General features: G+C 53.3%; 16 protein-coding genes. 14 read left to right on the top strand and 2 right to left on the bottom strand.

Annotation, left to right across the window (positions count from 1 at the left end; translation table 11 throughout):
• Positions 1-10: 10 nt before the first annotated feature.
• From C173_RS29755 to C173_RS29695, 13 genes are all read left to right on the top strand, one after another.
• On the top strand, positions 11-370 hold the full coding sequence (locus C173_RS29755) for a hypothetical protein (protein WP_036732222.1): 360 nt from the start codon (positions 11-13) through the stop codon (positions 368-370).
• A 44-nt stretch (positions 371-414) separates the two neighbouring features.
• Positions 415-594 carry a YfhD family protein gene (locus C173_RS29750; RefSeq protein ID WP_036732220.1) on the top strand — a complete coding sequence of 60 codons (180 nt, stop codon included), beginning with the start codon at positions 415-417 and terminating at the stop codon, positions 592-594.
• A 122-nt stretch (positions 595-716) separates the two neighbouring features.
• The gene (locus tag C173_RS29745) at positions 717-1,076 is read left to right on the top strand and encodes a hypothetical protein (protein ID WP_036732217.1); all 360 of its coding nucleotides are present in this window, start codon (positions 717-719) and stop codon (positions 1,074-1,076) included.
• A 110-nt stretch (positions 1,077-1,186) separates the two neighbouring features.
• The gene (locus C173_RS29740) at positions 1,187-2,098 is read left to right on the top strand and encodes a methyl-accepting chemotaxis protein (RefSeq protein ID WP_036732215.1); all 912 of its coding nucleotides are present in this window, start codon (positions 1,187-1,189) and stop codon (positions 2,096-2,098) included.
• Between the two features lie 188 nt (positions 2,099-2,286).
• Positions 2,287-2,844 (top strand): RNA polymerase sigma factor, encoded by a 558-nt coding sequence (locus tag C173_RS29735; RefSeq protein WP_036732213.1) that lies wholly within the window; start codon positions 2,287-2,289, stop codon positions 2,842-2,844.
• Entirely contained in the window at positions 2,804-4,471 is a 1,668-nt protein-coding gene (locus C173_RS29730; RefSeq protein WP_036732211.1) for a DUF4179 domain-containing protein, read from the top strand. Before C173_RS29735 ends, C173_RS29730 begins: the two co-directional genes overlap by 41 nt.
• Before the next feature lie 119 nt (positions 4,472-4,590).
• The gene (locus C173_RS29725) at positions 4,591-5,172 is read left to right on the top strand and encodes a DNA-3-methyladenine glycosylase I (protein ID WP_036732209.1); all 582 of its coding nucleotides are present in this window, start codon (positions 4,591-4,593) and stop codon (positions 5,170-5,172) included.
• A gap of 82 nt (positions 5,173-5,254) precedes the next feature.
• Complete coding sequence (prmA, locus tag C173_RS29720) at positions 5,255-6,313, top strand: 50S ribosomal protein L11 methyltransferase (RefSeq protein WP_036732207.1); 1,059 nt, start codon at positions 5,255-5,257, stop codon at positions 6,311-6,313.
• Positions 6,314-6,315: 2 nt separating this feature from the next.
• Positions 6,316-6,999, top strand: a complete 684-nt coding sequence (locus tag C173_RS29715) for a site-2 protease family protein (protein ID WP_036732205.1) — start codon at positions 6,316-6,318, stop codon at positions 6,997-6,999.
• A gap of 163 nt (positions 7,000-7,162) precedes the next feature.
• Positions 7,163-7,927: an RsmE family RNA methyltransferase gene (locus C173_RS29710; protein WP_036732204.1), complete on the top strand. Its 765-nt coding sequence runs from the start codon at positions 7,163-7,165 to the stop codon at positions 7,925-7,927.
• A gap of 3 nt (positions 7,928-7,930) precedes the next feature.
• Positions 7,931-9,265 carry a tRNA (N(6)-L-threonylcarbamoyladenosine(37)-C(2))-methylthiotransferase MtaB gene (gene mtaB / locus C173_RS29705; protein WP_036732203.1) on the top strand — a complete coding sequence of 445 codons (1,335 nt, stop codon included), beginning with the start codon at positions 7,931-7,933 and terminating at the stop codon, positions 9,263-9,265.
• A 466-nt stretch (positions 9,266-9,731) separates the two neighbouring features.
• A complete protein-coding gene (locus C173_RS29700; RefSeq protein ID WP_235192073.1) occupies positions 9,732-11,960 on the top strand; it encodes an Ig-like domain-containing protein in 2,229 nt (742 codons plus the stop codon).
• A 94-nt stretch (positions 11,961-12,054) separates the two neighbouring features.
• Positions 12,055-12,300, top strand: a complete 246-nt coding sequence (locus tag C173_RS29695) for a hypothetical protein (RefSeq protein WP_036732200.1) — start codon at positions 12,055-12,057, stop codon at positions 12,298-12,300.
• A 121-nt stretch (positions 12,301-12,421) separates the two neighbouring features.
• On the opposite strand, the gene C173_RS29690 is transcribed toward C173_RS29695, so the two are convergent.
• Both C173_RS29690 and C173_RS29685 read right to left on the bottom strand, forming a co-directional pair.
• A complete protein-coding gene (locus tag C173_RS29690; protein ID WP_036732199.1) occupies positions 12,422-12,799 on the bottom strand; it encodes an STAS/SEC14 domain-containing protein in 378 nt (125 codons plus the stop codon).
• A gap of 149 nt (positions 12,800-12,948) precedes the next feature.
• Positions 12,949-13,938 (bottom strand): Na/Pi cotransporter family protein, encoded by a 990-nt coding sequence (locus tag C173_RS29685; RefSeq protein WP_036732197.1) that lies wholly within the window; start codon positions 13,936-13,938, stop codon positions 12,949-12,951.
• 100 nt (positions 13,939-14,038) lie between these two features.
• On the opposite strand from C173_RS29685, the gene C173_RS29680 reads away from it, so the two are divergent.
• Positions 14,039-15,442 (top strand): class I SAM-dependent rRNA methyltransferase, encoded by a 1,404-nt coding sequence (locus tag C173_RS29680; protein WP_036732195.1) that lies wholly within the window; start codon positions 14,039-14,041, stop codon positions 15,440-15,442.
• Positions 15,443-16,090 lie beyond the last annotated feature (648 nt).

The raw sequence follows: 16,090 nt of genomic DNA, 5'->3' as shown, positions 1-16,090 counted from the left end.
GGGAATTCCCATGTCTGAAAAAAGTATACTGGCCTACTTCAAAACCCCGGAGGAAGCGGAAGGGGTCTCCCGTAAGCTGCAGGCACTGCGTGCAGAGGAGATTTCCATTGACCGGTTCAGCAGGTTTGGGGGAAGCGGGCAGGAGCCGGGAGTAAATCCGGTTACCGGCAATTTGGCGAGCATGGATTCGATGACGGCCGTCAGTGACCATACGGGCATATTAGCTGCGGCGCATACGAGCGGGAGCGGAATGAGCCATGGCGGGGATGGCGGGCCGACAGGCAGAAATATTCTGCTGACGGTTATTGTTGATGCGGCTGTCCATGGTCAGGCGATGTCGCTGATTGAGGAAGCCGGCGGATTGATCTGAAGTTTAGAGTATCAGATAAATACATTGGAGGCTGATGGCAAGCTATGGACAGAGAGAACTCGAAGATCTTTTCCAAAACCGAAAAAATGAAAATGCTCTATGAGGCGAAGGCCGAGGATGTTGAATTCTCAGCAGCTGAAGCAGATCAGGATGATATAGAGGCCATGGACCGTTCCCGTGAGGCTGATAAGCGGCAGCTGGGAGAGATTATGAAGAAAGAATAATTCGGTGAAGTCAAGAAGAGATGAGCAGACGAATTGTTGCTACGGATACCCTGCGTAAGTGGGGTATTTTTGTGTTTTGGCGTGTATAATGGAGTGATATGCGAGGCCGGGAGGATACATAAGTGAATACAGTGATAATGTGGGTAGGGCTGGCGCTGCTAGTGGCACTGTTGACCTTCATGAACCAGAAGCAGGTCTATTCCTCGAAAGTGAAACGAGCTTACCGGGAGCTAAGAATGCTTGCTGAAAAGGTTCGAGCAGAACAGTCGGAGACGTCAGATCTGGGAGGCTGGGAAGCTTCCATCTCCGAAATGGAAAAGCACCCCAATGAATTCAACAAGCTGGATAAGGAGATCGGACTGCGCCAGGCCTTCGTCCAGTATCTGGAGCGGCATTATCCGCAGGATACGAGACTTCCAGAGCTGCAGGAAGCGGCTGCCTACCGGAAGGACAGCGTGTGGGGAATTAAGATAGGGAATTAAAAAATCTTATCATTTTAAAAGCCGAAACAGCCGTTAATAAGAGTAAAGTGAAATAAGCGAGAGTCGTCCGCATATCAGTTAAAAATTGAGATGTATAGGGAGCAGTCAACATGGAAAATCTAGCAGACCAAGCAGTTACAGACGAACTGGTTGTCAAAGCCTTGGAAAAAAACCTTGCCATGATCCGCTTTGATCTGGATCGGCGTGTCGCCTATGTCAATGAGATCTTTGCCCAGTCAGTGAAATACAAAGCGGAGGACATGTACGGCATGCAGCACAGCCAGCTGTGCTTCCCCTCATTCGTGAACAGTCCGGATTATGAGTTGTTCTGGCAGAATTTAATGGCTGGCCGGAGCTTCCAGGACAAAATTGAACGGATGGACGCAGAGGGGAATTCGGTCTGGCTGGAAGCTACATATATGCCGGTGTTTGATGAGACAAATACCCATGTCATCGGCGTATCCAAGGTGGCCACTAACATTACGGAGAGACAAAACAACATGAGCCATGTCGTGGAGCTAATGCAGGGCATGGCGGATAGCCTTAATCAGCGTGCGGACAAAGGAATTGAGCGGAGTCAGGAGCTGCTGCTGAGTATTGACAGGATTGCCGAGGTGTCGACCGAGAATACCGAAACACTGCTAAGTCTGCAAAAGCAGGCTGCGGCGATCCGCGGCGTAGTGCAGACCATCCGTGATATTGCTTCCCAGACTCATCTGCTTGCCCTGAATGCAGCGATTGAGGCTGCACATGCCGGAGAATTCGGCCGGGGATTCGATGTGGTGGCCAAGGAGGTAAGAAAGCTGTCTGCGATGGTGCAGGATCAGATTACCGAAGTCCGGGACAGTGTCCAGGCCATTACGGAAGAGGTCGGCAGAATATCAACGGGATTGAACCAGGTGCAGGATAATGTGCAGCTCAGCCAGCGGCAGATTCAAGTGGCGCTGGATGAATTCACGCTGATCGCTACCTCTGCACAGGAACTGGATAACCAGGCGCGCGAGGTCATGAATATTATCTAAGCTGTGCTTGCTCTGAAATAGAGCAGTTATTCCCGGACAATCTATTGTAAGCAGTATGCAGCCTGTGCTTTTCAGGTGGACATGCTGCTTTTTTAGTACATATAGCTGGATATGCTGCTGAAAATGAACCTTTTGAAGCCCGGGGTTGTTATAAAGGTAATTCAAACAAGAAAGGAGGGCATGCTCAAGTGGGCAACAGGGAATTATTCCAAACCTACAGCAAGGAGGTATATCGTACCTGCTATTATATGGTGCACGATGCTGCCGATGCTGAGGATCTGTGTCAGGAGGTATTCATCACTCTCTTCCGCAGCGAGTGGCAGGGCATTGAATATCTGAAGGCCTGGATTATGAAAATCACCGTCAACACCTGCCTGAACCACCTGAAGCGCAGGAACAGCCTGCAGCAGAAGCTGGCGGCCCATCTCCATATGTTCAGGGAGAATCCGCAGCCGCTGGTAGACAAGCTGGTGGAGCAGAAGGAAACGAAGCTGGAATGGGCGGGATACATGTCCCGGCTCCCGGCGAAGATCAGGGCGGTGCTGACGCTGCGGTATATGCATGATTTCAGTCTGGAGGAAATCCGCAAGATGCTGGATATCCCGCTGGGAACTGTGAAGTCCAGACAGCATAAGGGGCTACGGATGATGAAGAGGATTCTGGAAGAAGCGGGCGTTCAGCCCATAACGAAGGAGGACGATGAATATGGACAGAACCGAAGCACAGTTAAAGCGTCGCTTAAATGAGGATCAGGAGCTGAATTACCCTGATTTCGAGCAAATGTGGGGCCGGATTGAGCAGGCCGGATATGTTTCTTCCAAGGGAAGCAGCCATGCCGGAGCAGGGAGCCGCGTCCGCCACCGCAACTGGCGCAAGGTCACTGTAGCAGCCTCATTCAGTGTAGTGCTAATGGCCGTTCCTGTGTATGCCGCCGTGCAATATGATTGGGGCAGCCTGCTGGACCACCGGAGCGGGGTGGAGGCGGCGCTGTCACAGAACCTGGGCCAGCCGCTGGGCCAGACGATCACCAAGGATGGAGTAACGTTGACGCTGCATACAGCGCTCACCGATGAGAACCGGACAGTGATTCTGTATAGTCTGGATGTGGGTCCGGACGGGGGCGACGGCAAGCTGTGGAACATCAATGGAATGACTCTCAAGGATGGCCCGGGACGCAGCGGCAACCAGGAATTCAACAATCAGCAGTGGGACGAGAAGAACAAGCGGTACAACGGTTATTTCGAGACGGACTGGACGCCGGATCAAGAGACGGCCAAGGTAAGTCTGACGGCTGAGCGGATTCAATTGTACTCGCAGCAGGAGGTAGACTTGAAGCTGGATACGGACTCGCCGGAGCGGCAGAGCTTTCCTGTGAACCGGGATGGACTGGAATCCTTCAGCGTACAGCCCTTTAAGGAAGGTACTGACCATCTGATGCTCTCCACTGCCGCCATCTTCGATGATCCGGAAGCCAAGAACTGGGCCTTTCCGCAAATCACTGCTTATCGGGGAGGGCAGCTTGTAAAGAACTCCCGGGCAGGAGCAATGGGTAAGCCGGGAGATAACGGAGAATACACCTCGGTTCAGTATTACAAACCTGCCGATGTGCCGAAGGATCAAACCGTCTATAAGCTGGATTACACGAAGCTTGAAAGGAACATCGACGGTCCTTGGGCGTTTGATTTTGAACTGAGCAAGAAGAAGATGGCGGGCGCGACAATCAAAACTGCGCTGGATCTGCCCCTGGAAGCAGGAAATACAGATAATCGTATTGAGCAGATGGTTGTGACACCTACGCAGGTCCGTGTATCGGTTCGCAGCAAAGCTAAGCCGTTCTCTGAATTGCCGTATGTCAATTATTCTCTCGAGGTGGGCGGCCGGACGCTGGAAGGCGGATTATGGTATTCCATGTCTGAGGACAAAGAGCTGATTGCAGTGCGCTTCGAGCGGCCGTCGGACCTGGAGATTACCAAAGACACGCCAATGACGCTTGTAGGTAATTATAAGGTTATCCGGCATGGGGATGATAAGAAGCCGCTTCAATTAACCAACATCTCCAGCGAGAAGCAGACGGTGATCCGGGAGACCGGCGGTTATCCGGTACAGTGGACCTACTATATGCAGGGTGAGGATCTCTATGTGGAGACGAGGAGCGATGATCCGAAGTTTGGCGGCGTGAACCAGACTCATATCGGTACCGGTAAGGACCGGATCGTAAGTAAGATCGTTTCAACGAAATTCCGCGGAGACGGAAATAACCGGAGCATTGATGTTTATGAGAACTTCAAGGGAACAGAAGCTTCAATATACATGTTCTTCTACTCTACCAATGAACCGGACAAAGAGACACGGGTACAGCTGCAAGGACAATAATAACATTATTTCATTATTTTAACGGGAAGAACCTTGTGTTCTTCTCTTTTTTTCGTATACAGTTAGAAGATATGGCTATGAATAGCTGCCAGAATTATAAGACAAAGGAGAGAATAACTATGGAAATTAAGCGCTGCGACTGGGTAAACTCGGACCCGGTATATATAGCTTATCATGATGAAGAATGGGGCAAGCCGCTGGTTGATGACCTGAAGCTGTTCGAGCTGCTGATGTTGGAGGGCATGCAGGCCGGGCTAAGCTGGTATACGGTGCTGAAGAAGCGGGAGGGCTTCCGCGAGGCTTTTGACGGCTTTGATCCGGAGAAAATCGTGCTGTATGGGGAGGACAAGGTCGAAGAGCTGATGCAAAATGTGGGGATTGTGCGCAACCGTCTGAAGATTAAGGGAGTGATTACCAATGCACAGGTGTACCGGCAGATCTGCCGGGAGGAAGAGGGCGGCTTTGCCGGTTATCTGTGGAGCTTTGTCGGCGGGACGCCGGTGGTGAATCACTGGAAGAACAGAGCCGAGGTTCCCGCGACGACCCCACAGTCCGATCTGATGAGCAAGGCGCTCAAGCGCAAAGGCATGAAGTTCGTCGGCTCGACGATCTGCTATGCATTTATGCAGGCTTCCGGGATGGTAGATGACCATGCGCTGGATTGTTATTGCCGCAGCACCCCGTCTGCCGTAGAGAGTTGAACGCAGTTTGGCGCTGAACGGGTAAGAAATGCTATACTAACTTAGAAACTATGCTGCAAAACTTTTAGGAGGATTTATTACCATGCTATGGCAAGAATTGACGGTACATACAACCGAGGAAGCACAGGAGATGATATCCAATCTGCTGGTTGAGGCCGGAGCGGGCGGAGTCTCTATTGAAGAATCCGGGACGCTGAATAAAAACCGGGATACACGTTACGGTGAATTATACGATGAACCGCTCAATGACATCCCCGAAGGGGAAGCGGTCATTAAAGGATATTATGCGGAATCGGTGGACATGGACGCGGTTGTGTCCGAGGTGACGCCAAGGGTGGAAGAGCTGAGAGAGTTCGGCATCGACCCCGGGCTGGCACAGATCTCCTGGAAAACGGTGGATGAGGAGGATTGGGCTCATGCCTGGAAGCAGTATTTCAAGCCGCTGCGCGTCTCGGAGCGGCTGACCATTAAGCCGACATGGGAAGAATATACCCCGGCCTCTGCCGATGAGAAAATCATTGAGATTGACCCCGGTATGGCCTTCGGAACCGGGACGCATCCGACAACGGCGCTGTGCCTTCGCGCTCTTGAGAAGCATATTGTCAGCGGTGACGAGGTCATCGATGTAGGTACGGGCTCCGGCATCCTTGCTGTCGGAGCGATGCTGCTCGGTGCCGCCTCTGTCCTGGCGCTGGATCTGGACCCGGTCGCCGTGGAGAGTGCCCGTGAGAATGTGGCGCTGAACCGGCTGGAGTCAGCAATCACCGTGAAGGAGAGCGATCTGCTCTCGCTGCTGGGCGGTGAGGGGGCGGCGGATACCGCAGCCGGAGAGATGTGGCCTTCAGCCCGGCCAAGCAATACGGCTTACCAAGAGGCCGTTCCTGTTGTTGCCGCGGCGGCAGACGGGCTGGGAGTGACTCTGCCGGTCCGTGTGGTCGTGGCGAATATTCTGGCCGAGATTATTGTGCTGTTCACGGACGATGTCTACCGTGCACTTCAGCCGGAGGGGATCTATATTACCTCGGGGATTTATAAGGATAAGGAGGGGCTGGTCGCGGAAGCGCTGAAGTCCTCCGGTTTCGAGATTTTAGAAGTAACCCGCGAAGAAGATTGGGTGGCGTTCACAGCCGGAAAGAGGTAGACATGGGTTCCCTGGATCAATTTTTAGTATATCCTTTACAGCAGCTTCCGTTTTTTCTGATTACGATTGTTATTGCGTTTACGGTGCATGAATTCGCCCACGCCTATTTTGCCAATAAATTCGGGGACCCTACTGCACGCCTGCTGGGCCGTATGACCTTGAATCCGGCGGTGCACTTTGACCTCTTCGGCATCATTCTGCTGCTGATTGCCGGCTTCGGCTGGGCGCGTCCGGTTCCCGTGAACCGGGATAACTTCCGCCGTCCCCGTCTGATGGGTGTCATTGTCTCAGCCGCCGGGCCAATCAGCAATCTGCTGCTCGGTATTCTGGGCGCGCTGATCTATGCGATTCTTGTGGGAACGGGCACGATGGATTCGATTAAGAACGAGCAGGTGCTCCGGGCGCTGATCTGGTTCTTCGGGATGTTCATTCACTTCAACTTTTTCCTCTTCGTATTTAACCTGATTCCGCTGCCGCCGCTGGACGGTTACCGGATTGTAGAGGATATCGCACCGCGTCCGATCCGTGGAAGACTTCAGCAGTATGAGCAGTATACGGTTTTCCTTTTCCTGCTGATCATCTTCATTCCGGGTCTGCGCGCCTATACGATAGAACCGCTTAGCTACTGGGCGACACGTACGGGTAATGATTTCTTCCAGCTGTTCCTAAAGATGTTCGGGGTCTGAGTACGGCATTACGGACAGGGACTGTTCAGTGCATGGCAAACGTTGTAGAATATAATGTGATTATTAAGTAGATGAATGATACGTGTGAAGCGGCGGCCGGGACCTGATTTGGCGGGGACTACGCCGCTTTTACGCTGAATAACGGACAGAATGAGGTTGAGAGATGCAGCGTTATTTCGTAACTCCGGCACAGTTCGGACAAGACAAGGTTAGCATTGACGGTGAAGACGCCCGCCATATCGCCAAGGTCATGCGTGGCAAGGCCGGAGACAAGCTGATCGTCAGCGACGGCGTGGCCCGCGAGGCGCTGGCCGAGATTGCTGACATAGAGATCGGCCTCGTCACCGTGAACATACTGGAGCCTCTGGCCATGACTCATGAAGCGCGCATTCAGATTACTGTCGCCCAGAGCCTGCCCAAAGGGGACAAGCTGGAGACAGTCATTCAGAAATGCACGGAGATCGGGGCTGTAGCCTTCACGCCGTTCCTCTCAGAGCGGACCATCGTGCAGTACGATGAGCGCAAGGAGAGCAAGCGGCTAGAGCGCTGGCGCAAAATCTGCAAGGAGGCTGCCGAACAGGCGCACCGGAATATTGTTCCGCAGGTGCATTCACCGCTCAGCTGGAAGCAGCTGCTTCAGAGCTTCAGCAGCTATGACGCCGTCTATTTCTGCTATGAGAAGGAAGAGGGCCTCCAGCTCCGCAGCGCAGCCGCGCCATGGCTGGCATCGCTTCCGCAGGAAGCTGCGGCTAAAGTGATGATTGTTGTAGGGCCGGAGGGCGGCTTCAGTACGGAGGAATGCCGACTGGCTGAGGAGGCCGGAGCCGTCTCTGTCGGGCTGGGGCCGCGTATTCTGCGCTGTGAAACCGCAGGTATGGTTGCCGCCGCCTGCATTTTATATGAATCCGGAGAAATGGGAGGAGCTTAAACCATGCCATCTGTAGCTTTTTATACATTGGGCTGCAAAGTCAATTTCTATGATACCGAGGCCATCTGGCAGCTCTTTAAGAATGATGGATACGAGCAGGTAGATTTCGAGGGGTCCGCCGATGTCTATCTGATTAACACCTGTACAGTGACCAATACGGGCGACAAAAAAAGCCGGCAGATGATCCGCCGCGCAGTGCGCCGCAATCCAGACGCCATCGTAGCGGTTACCGGCTGCTACGCGCAGACCTCACCTGGAGAGATTCTCGATATTCCCGGAGTCGATCTGGTGATCGGCAACCAGGACCGTGAACAGATTATGACGCATGTAAAGAATATTCAGGAGTCACGCCAGCCCGTGAATGCGGTCCGCAACATTATGAAGACGCGTGAGTTCGAGGAGATGGATGTGCCCGGGTTCGCTGACCGGACGCGGGCGTTCATGAAGATACAGGACGGCTGCAACAACTTCTGTACCTTCTGCATTATTCCCTGGTCGCGCGGTCTGTCGCGCAGCCGTGATCCGAAATCGATTGTCGCCCAGGCGCATCAGCTGGTGGAGGCCGGATACAAGGAATTCGTGCTGACCGGCATCCATACTGGCGGGTACGGGGATGATCTGGACAACTACCGCCTCGCTGACCTGCTCTGGGAGCTGGATAAGGTGGACGGGCTGGAGCGTGTCCGCATCAGCTCCATTGAAGCGAGCCAGATTGATGAGAAGCTGCTGGAGGTGCTGAACCGCAGCACCAAGATGTGCCGCCATCTGCATATTCCGCTCCAGGCGGGCCATAACGAGGTGCTGAAGGCGATGCGCCGGAAGTATACCACGGAAGAGTATTTTGCCAAAATGCAGCTGATCCGAGAGGCTATGCCGGATGTGGGGATCACAACGGATGTGATCGTCGGCTTCCCGGGCGAGACGGATGAGATGTTCCGGGCAGGCTACGACTTCATGAAGGCGGTCAACTATTCGGAGATGCATGTCTTCCCGTATTCCAAACGGACCGGAACCCCGGCTGCGCGGATGCTGAATCAGGTCGATGAGGAGATCAAGAATGCGCGTGTGCAGGAGCTGATTGACCTCTCTGAAGAGATGCAGCTAGCTTATGCCCGGCGGTTCGTCGGCAAGACGCTGTCCGTCATTCCAGAACGGGCTGCCAAAGGCTCGGCGGGACGCAGCGTACAGCACGGCTTCAGCGATAACTATCTGCAGGTTCTGTTTGACGGCGACGATTCGCTGCAGGGCGAGCTGTGCCAGGTGAAGGTAACCGAAGCCGGCGTGAATGAATGCCGGGGCGAGCTTGTCAGTGTTAGCCGGGCAGTGGCAACCCCCTGACCGGACAGACTGCTACAGGATGTCTTCTATGCCTTTGACGGCAGGAAGACATCCATTTTTTCGTTATCCCGTAATTAGCTATTTAAATTGGACTTAAAAAATATATAAATAATCAAAAGAGCAAAAGAAGTGGAGGGGAAATTTGGAACTGTAGGAGCGATAGCGACCGCCTTTGTATTTGGATTTCTACCGCGAGAAGCGGTTTTAATCAAGAAATCCAAATACAACAGCGGCCGGAGGGCCAAATGTTCACCGCAACGACGACCATGCTTCAATTGCTAATCTTAAGTGCTTTTTAAATACAATTTATATAGTTACAAAGACCTGAATTTGCCCGGGAATCGTGAAATATGGAAAATGGGGTAAAGACTTGGGCCGGATTTGTCGATATAGTGGAAGAGAGTGGCAAAAAGTCCACCGATAATCAGACCGTCTAAGGAGAGAACAGATGACCGTGTACAGGAAAATGACAAAAACGCTCCTCATTATGATATTGCTCGTTGTGGCCGCTTTTCCGGTAAACGTCTTTGCCGCTGCTGGAGACACTATCTCTATTGAATTCGACAGCTCAGCCAAGGTAGAGCTTACCGTTGGCCAGTCACCGAAGCAGCTTAAGCTATATGCCAATGTAGAGGGCTCCGCTTCCAAACGGGATGTGACGGCAGCCGCAACATGGACCTCTTCCAAGAAAGAAGTAGTTACAGTATTAAATGGCCAGCTTACACCGGTGAATTCCGGAACGGCGGTAATTACAGCAACTCTCAATAATGCGATAGCCTCTGTAGAGGTGTCGGTCACCCATGCCTTTAAGGAACTGAAATTGACCCGCAGCACAGAGGGCAGCTATAAATTAGGTGACAAAGAGGAATTGCTGTCTGTTACGGCCACCGCCATCGGCGGAACATCGGCCACTGCGGAGAAGGATGTCACGAAGGACACGGAATGGAGCAGCTCGAATACAGGCGTGCTGACCATTGCTGCAGGCAAGATTACGCTGGTCGGTGAAGGTAAGGCTACCATTACCGCCAAGTACAAAGGATTAACCGAAACGATCAAAGCGGTGGTAGAGCTTCCTTATGCCGCTATCGTGCTGAAAGACAAGAATGACACCATCGTCAAGGAAATGGAAATGCTGGTCGGGGACCATCCGGCCAAGCTGACCGCCAAGACCAAAGCCACTTCGGCAAGTCCGGAGATTACCCTGGGCAATGAGGTGGAATGGAGCAGCTCCAGCGAGAGCGTAGCTACTGTTAAAGACGGTGAGATTACCATCCTGGGCGTGGGTAAAACGGTCATCACCGCAAGCTATCTGGGTGTCACCCAGTCGGTGGATGTCTATGTGCGTGCGCCTTATGAAGCGCTGCTGCTGACGCCTTCCGGCGACCAGTCGCTTTTCCTGGGGGAGAGTCTGAACGTAACCGCAGCAATGCGGAATGCCGTCAATTCAACCTCGAACGAAACAGCGTCCGCCGTTTGGACCTCGGATAACCTGATGAATGCTACAGTAACCGCCAATTCGGCGGATGCAAGCAACGCTTATGCCACTGTTACGGGTAAAGCGGTAGGAACTTCAATCATTAAGGCCAGCTATCTGGGCATCAGCAAAAGCTTCAAGATCACCGTCTATCCAACCCTGACGGAGCTGGGCCTGGAGAAGACGGAGCAGGAAATCTACACGGCGGATGCAGTAAGCCTGCCGAAGGTGACCGGAACCAAGTATGACGGCACCAAGCTGGATATCAGCGATGAGATGGAGTGGACCTCTGCGAATGAAGAGATTGTCTCCATCAAGGACGGGAAGTTTGTCGGCGGCAAGGCAGGTACGGCCATCCTGACCGGGAAGCTCAAGACTGGCGAAGTGACCTCCGCTTCGGCTGCAACGATCCGCTCCAAGAGCGTTCAGTTTAATGTAACGGTTCAGAATAAAGTGCTTGTCCTGATCGGACCCGATGCTGCTCTGGGAGTAGTGATTGGTGAAGAGCTGCCACTGCCCGCTGTCCAGGCTGTGCTGGAGAATGGCGACGAGCTGGATGTATCGGGAACCATCAAATGGGAGCTGAGCGGCAGCAATGCCGTCCTTAAGCAGACAACTGCCGCCAAGACCATCAAGGGACTGGTCAAAGGTACGGCAACTCTAAAGGGAACCTACTCCAACAAGACCATCAGTGTTCCGGTAACGATTGAACAGAAGGTCGTGAAGCTGGTGGTGGACCCGGCAACGCTGGAGATGAATATCAAGGCCTCCAAGAGCATTAAGGCCACAGGGTATTTCTCTAACGGCAAATCTGCCAACTTCTCGGGGGCAATGAACTGGGAATCCTCGAACCCTGCCGTGGCCTCCATTAAGGGTACTTCCGTCAAAGCGCTGGCAGAGGGTACAACTACCTTAACCGGTTCCTATCAGGGCATTCAGGCGACGATTAAGATTACGGTTGTTCCCAAACTGATGAAGCTTACGGTCAGTGAGAACCGGCTAAGTCTTGCACCAGGCGCAGGCAAAAACGTAGTGGTAACCGCGCTGTATGATACCGGCCGCACTGCAGTTGTCACAGGAAGCATGGTCTGGACCAGCTCCAAGCCTGCTGTCGCCAAGGTGAATGCCACCGGGATGATTACAGCAGTGAGCAAGGGAACCGCATCTATTAAAGGAAAACTGGGGACTAAGACAGTCTCGGTATCTGTTAGCGTGAAATAGTGTAATACTGCTTGCGGTTTGAGCGGCAACAAGACCTGCACATTCGTCTATATGGACGGTGTGCAGTTTTTTTTGTTTATGGTGAGGAATCGGAATGCTCAAGATTAATAAGGAGCGAGGAGGGAGAAGTCATTATGGAATTGATGCCAGCCTGGAAGCGTTGGGATACGAAGAGGGCAAAGCGGAAGGTATTGAGGAAGGCAAAGCTGAAGGAAAAGCGGAAGGAAAAGAAGAAGGTCAGGCGGAGCTCATCCGTAAATTGCTGCTTAATGGATTTTCTCCCGAAGCGGTCTCTAAGGCTGTTGAAATGCCGCTGGATAAGATTAAGAAGCTGATGTAAATATAGACCCGGAGCCAATATCGGTGGCCCTAGGTCTTTTTTTAGGATCTTTTCTGTAATTCTATAAAATTGTTGCTATGACAGAGCGCTGACTCACAATGAACTGGAAATTTGTAAGGCTTTATATTGAATACTCATTCAACCAAATCAATGCTTGTTCATAATTATCAAAAAAATTCACGGATTTTTTGGTGTTGGATTGTTGTAAATAATTCATGATCTCCCCTTCCTCAAGGAGAAACGCAATTGCCTTGCTGTGATTCAATAGGGTTTCATTGAAGAACTTATCTTTCCATGCTTTTTGAACAGAAAAATGATCTGGCGTGTATCCTTTTCGGTCCACCAGCAATTTGTATTTCCGATTCTCGGAAATGAATTGTTGGCAAGCATGCTCGAACCCATGGAACCATTCATTCACATCATCTGTGTTAATCTTGCCAATTAGATGGGTAACAATTAAATCTCCTGAAACTGTTGTGCTGATATTTTGTTTACTCAACCTTGAAATCATCTCCCTTAGTTACAATTATGCGTATAAATCCCATAAAATCAATAAAGGATAAATTTCTTATGCAATAAAGCTTTGGATTAGTACTGCAGGGCGGATTTGAAGTATAATGAGGACTGCGATTACGATTCTTGGAAGACTCAGGACTGCAGCCGTTGCTCCAGCCTGGACCAGACGCGCAGATAGCATAACGGCAGTACACCAAGCGAACAGACGACGTTGAAAATAGTCTGGGCATGGGCGAGCTGGGCGGCAGGTCCGCCGCCGATCGAGGCGGACAGGGCTTGCAGCGGCTGGGTGAAGGGCAGGAAGAGCAAGGCGCCGCCGACATTCAGCGTCACATGCGACCAGGCGACGAATACGCCGGAGGGCGTACTGCCGATGGCGGCAATGACGGCAGTGACGCAGGTGCCGATGTTCGCACCGAGGACGATGGCGATGCCAAGCCCAGGCGGCATCACGCCGCTGGCGGCGAGGCCCATCGCCATGCCGATGACTGCGGCGCTGCTGTGCACCATCGCCGTCAGCACAGCCCCGGCGGCCAGCCCCCAGAGTGCGCTGGTTGCGGCATGCCTGAGGAACCAGCTGAACAGGGTGCTGCCTTCCAGAGCAGGGCCGATGGACTGCATGACCGCGATGCCCCACAGGACGAGCGCGAAGCCGGTGACCGCGAGGCAGATGAACTGCAGCGGTCCCGAGATCCGGCGGCAGGCTTCAAGCAGCCGCCAGGACTGCGGGGCCAGCTCGCCGGCCATCACGGCAGCGGCCCACAGGCAGAGCGCCGCGATCAACAGCGGCGCGGCCAGCATGCTGATCTGCAGGCTGATCAGCTCCGTTGTCAGGCAGGTGCCGATGTTGCTGCCGAGAATAATGCCAAGCGTGCGGACATAGGTCAGCAGCCCGGCATTGACCATGCCGATGGTCAGCACCGTTACAGCGGTGCTGCTCTGCAGCAGCGCCGATAGCAGGGCGCTGACGATCAGGCCTTTGGCTGGTGTGGAGGTCGCCTTGTGCAGGCTGCGCTTCAGCAACGGACCGGCCAGCCGCGACAACGAGGCTTCCATCACCTTCATGCCGGCGAGGAATATGACAAGACCGTAGAGGACAGGGAATAACAGTTCACGGATCATAAGGACAGGCTCCTTTTTGAACGGGGGTTGTACCAATATATGAACGCCAGGCATAGGACATGTATATTAATCTGGCAACAAGAATAGGGAGTTGAAGGTATTGGCATCAGTAATTCTGGAACGCAACCGTAAAAAAAGACTGGAGCAGGGCCATCCATGGGTCTTCGCCAGTGAAGTAGCATCTGTAGACGGAGATCCGCAGCCAGGCGGACTGGTGGATGTTCTGACCCATCAGGGGCGGTACTTGGCTACCGGGTATTATAATCCGGCTTCACAGATCCGGGTGAGAATTCTGTCGCAGCATAAGCTGGCGGCGATGGACACGGCGTTTTTTGCACAGCGGTTCTCGGACTGTCTGCAGCACAGGGAACGCTTCCTGCCGGGGGCGGACGCTTACCGTCTGGTCTATGGGGAAGCGGATTTTCTGCCGGGGCTGATCATTGACCGCTTCGGTGAAGTCCTTGTGGTGCAGCTGCTGACACTGGCTATGGATCAGCACCGCTCCGAGATTGTGGAGGCACTGGTGCAGGTGATGGCGCCGCGTGGCATCTATGAGCGCAGCGATGTCAGTGTGCGGGAGCTGGAGGGACTGGAACAGACCACGGGTGTGCTCTACGGCGAATGCCCGCGCCACATTACTGTAAGTGAGAACGGGCTGAAGGTCATCGTTGATATTGAAGAGGGGCAGAAGACCGGTTACTTCTTCGATCAGCGGGAGAATAGAGCATCGATTGCTCCGCTGATGAAGGGCTGGGGCGGGCGCAGCGGAATTACACTGCAGAACGTAGCAGCCGAGGATGGTTCACTTCAGACGCTGCCGGTCAACAAAAGCGGCAAGCCTGTCACCTTCCCGTACTGGGATGGTGCGACTGTGCTGGAATGCTTTGCGCATACGGGGAGCTTCACATTGCATGCCTGCAAGTACGGTGCCAAGAAGGTAACCTGCCTGGATGTGTCTGCGCATGCCATCGAGAGTGCGAAGGCCAATGTGGAGATCAACGGATTCAGCGACCGGGTGGAATTCGTGGTAGATGATGCATTTGCCTTCCTGCGCAATCAGGTCAAGGGTCAGGAGGAACGCACCGAGCGTGCTACGGGCGGCGCGGCGGCAGAAGGGACAAGCGGAAGCAAACCGGCTGCCAAGGCAGATACCGCGAAGCCGATGACCGCCGGGGGCGGACGCACATGGGATGTCGTGATTCTGGACCCGCCCGCTTTTGCCAAGACCAAAAGCGCAGTGGCAGGTGCCGTACGCGGGTACAAGGACATCAATCTGCAGGGTATGAAGCTGGTGAATGACGGGGGATATCTGGTCACGGCCAGCTGTTCATACCACATGCAGCCGCAGCTGTTCCTCGATACGATCATGGAAGCGGCCAAGGATGCCGGCAAGGTGCTGAGACTGATCGAATGGCGGGCCGCAGGCAAGGACCATCCGCAGATTCTCGGGGTGGACGAGGGGCATTATCTGAAGTTCGCCATCTTTGAGGTGCACAGCAAATAGAAGTTTCAGACCCGGCGGGCCAGCCGGTTTTGCGGGAAGAGTCTCTTTTATAGAGGCTCTTTTTTTATAGGGTTCAGACTCAAAATCAGCAGTTTTCCTATCTTCATCAACCATACGTGGACACCCCGTGGTGAGGCTGGGCAGGGGAATAAGAAAGTAGTCTATTGGCCCACGCCGCAAAAGTCGACCGGCCGAATGTGTGCGAGAAACCGAATAGCGAAAAACCGAACACAATGGGTCCGGAGAGGAGGGCTAAGGGACGAGTATGCAAGTGGGGGAAGGGAAGGGTGGAAAATGTTCTGTGTGAGGAGGGAAACGGTCGTTAGCACTAATACAAATAGATGTATTTGGTACAGTTAAAAGACCGCCCAAAACCAGAATAGCTGAGATAGGTGTATTCTGTACAATTAAAATCGGCTCGGAGTAACTGTGGAGATGAAAATCTGATTTTTAGTTGCAGAGAATACACTTAAACCTGTTAACGAGCCATTTTGGCCGCTTTTAGTTGTACCAAATACACCTAAAGCTACCTAAAACACAAAACTCGCCCCAGTCCCGCCCCCGCCGCACCCACCTCACGCCGCCCGCCGGAGTCCCGCCAACGCTGTGCCCGTCTCACGCCGCCCGCCGGAGTCCCGCCAACGCCGT

The organism is Paenibacillus sp. FSL R7-277 (assembly GCF_000517965.1).
In the GTDB taxonomy this organism is placed as follows: Bacteria; Bacillota; Bacilli; order Paenibacillales; family Paenibacillaceae; genus Paenibacillus_AQ; species Paenibacillus_AQ silagei.
Note: the sequence above shows the minus strand (reverse complement) of the source record. Positions and strands in the feature narration are given on the sequence as shown.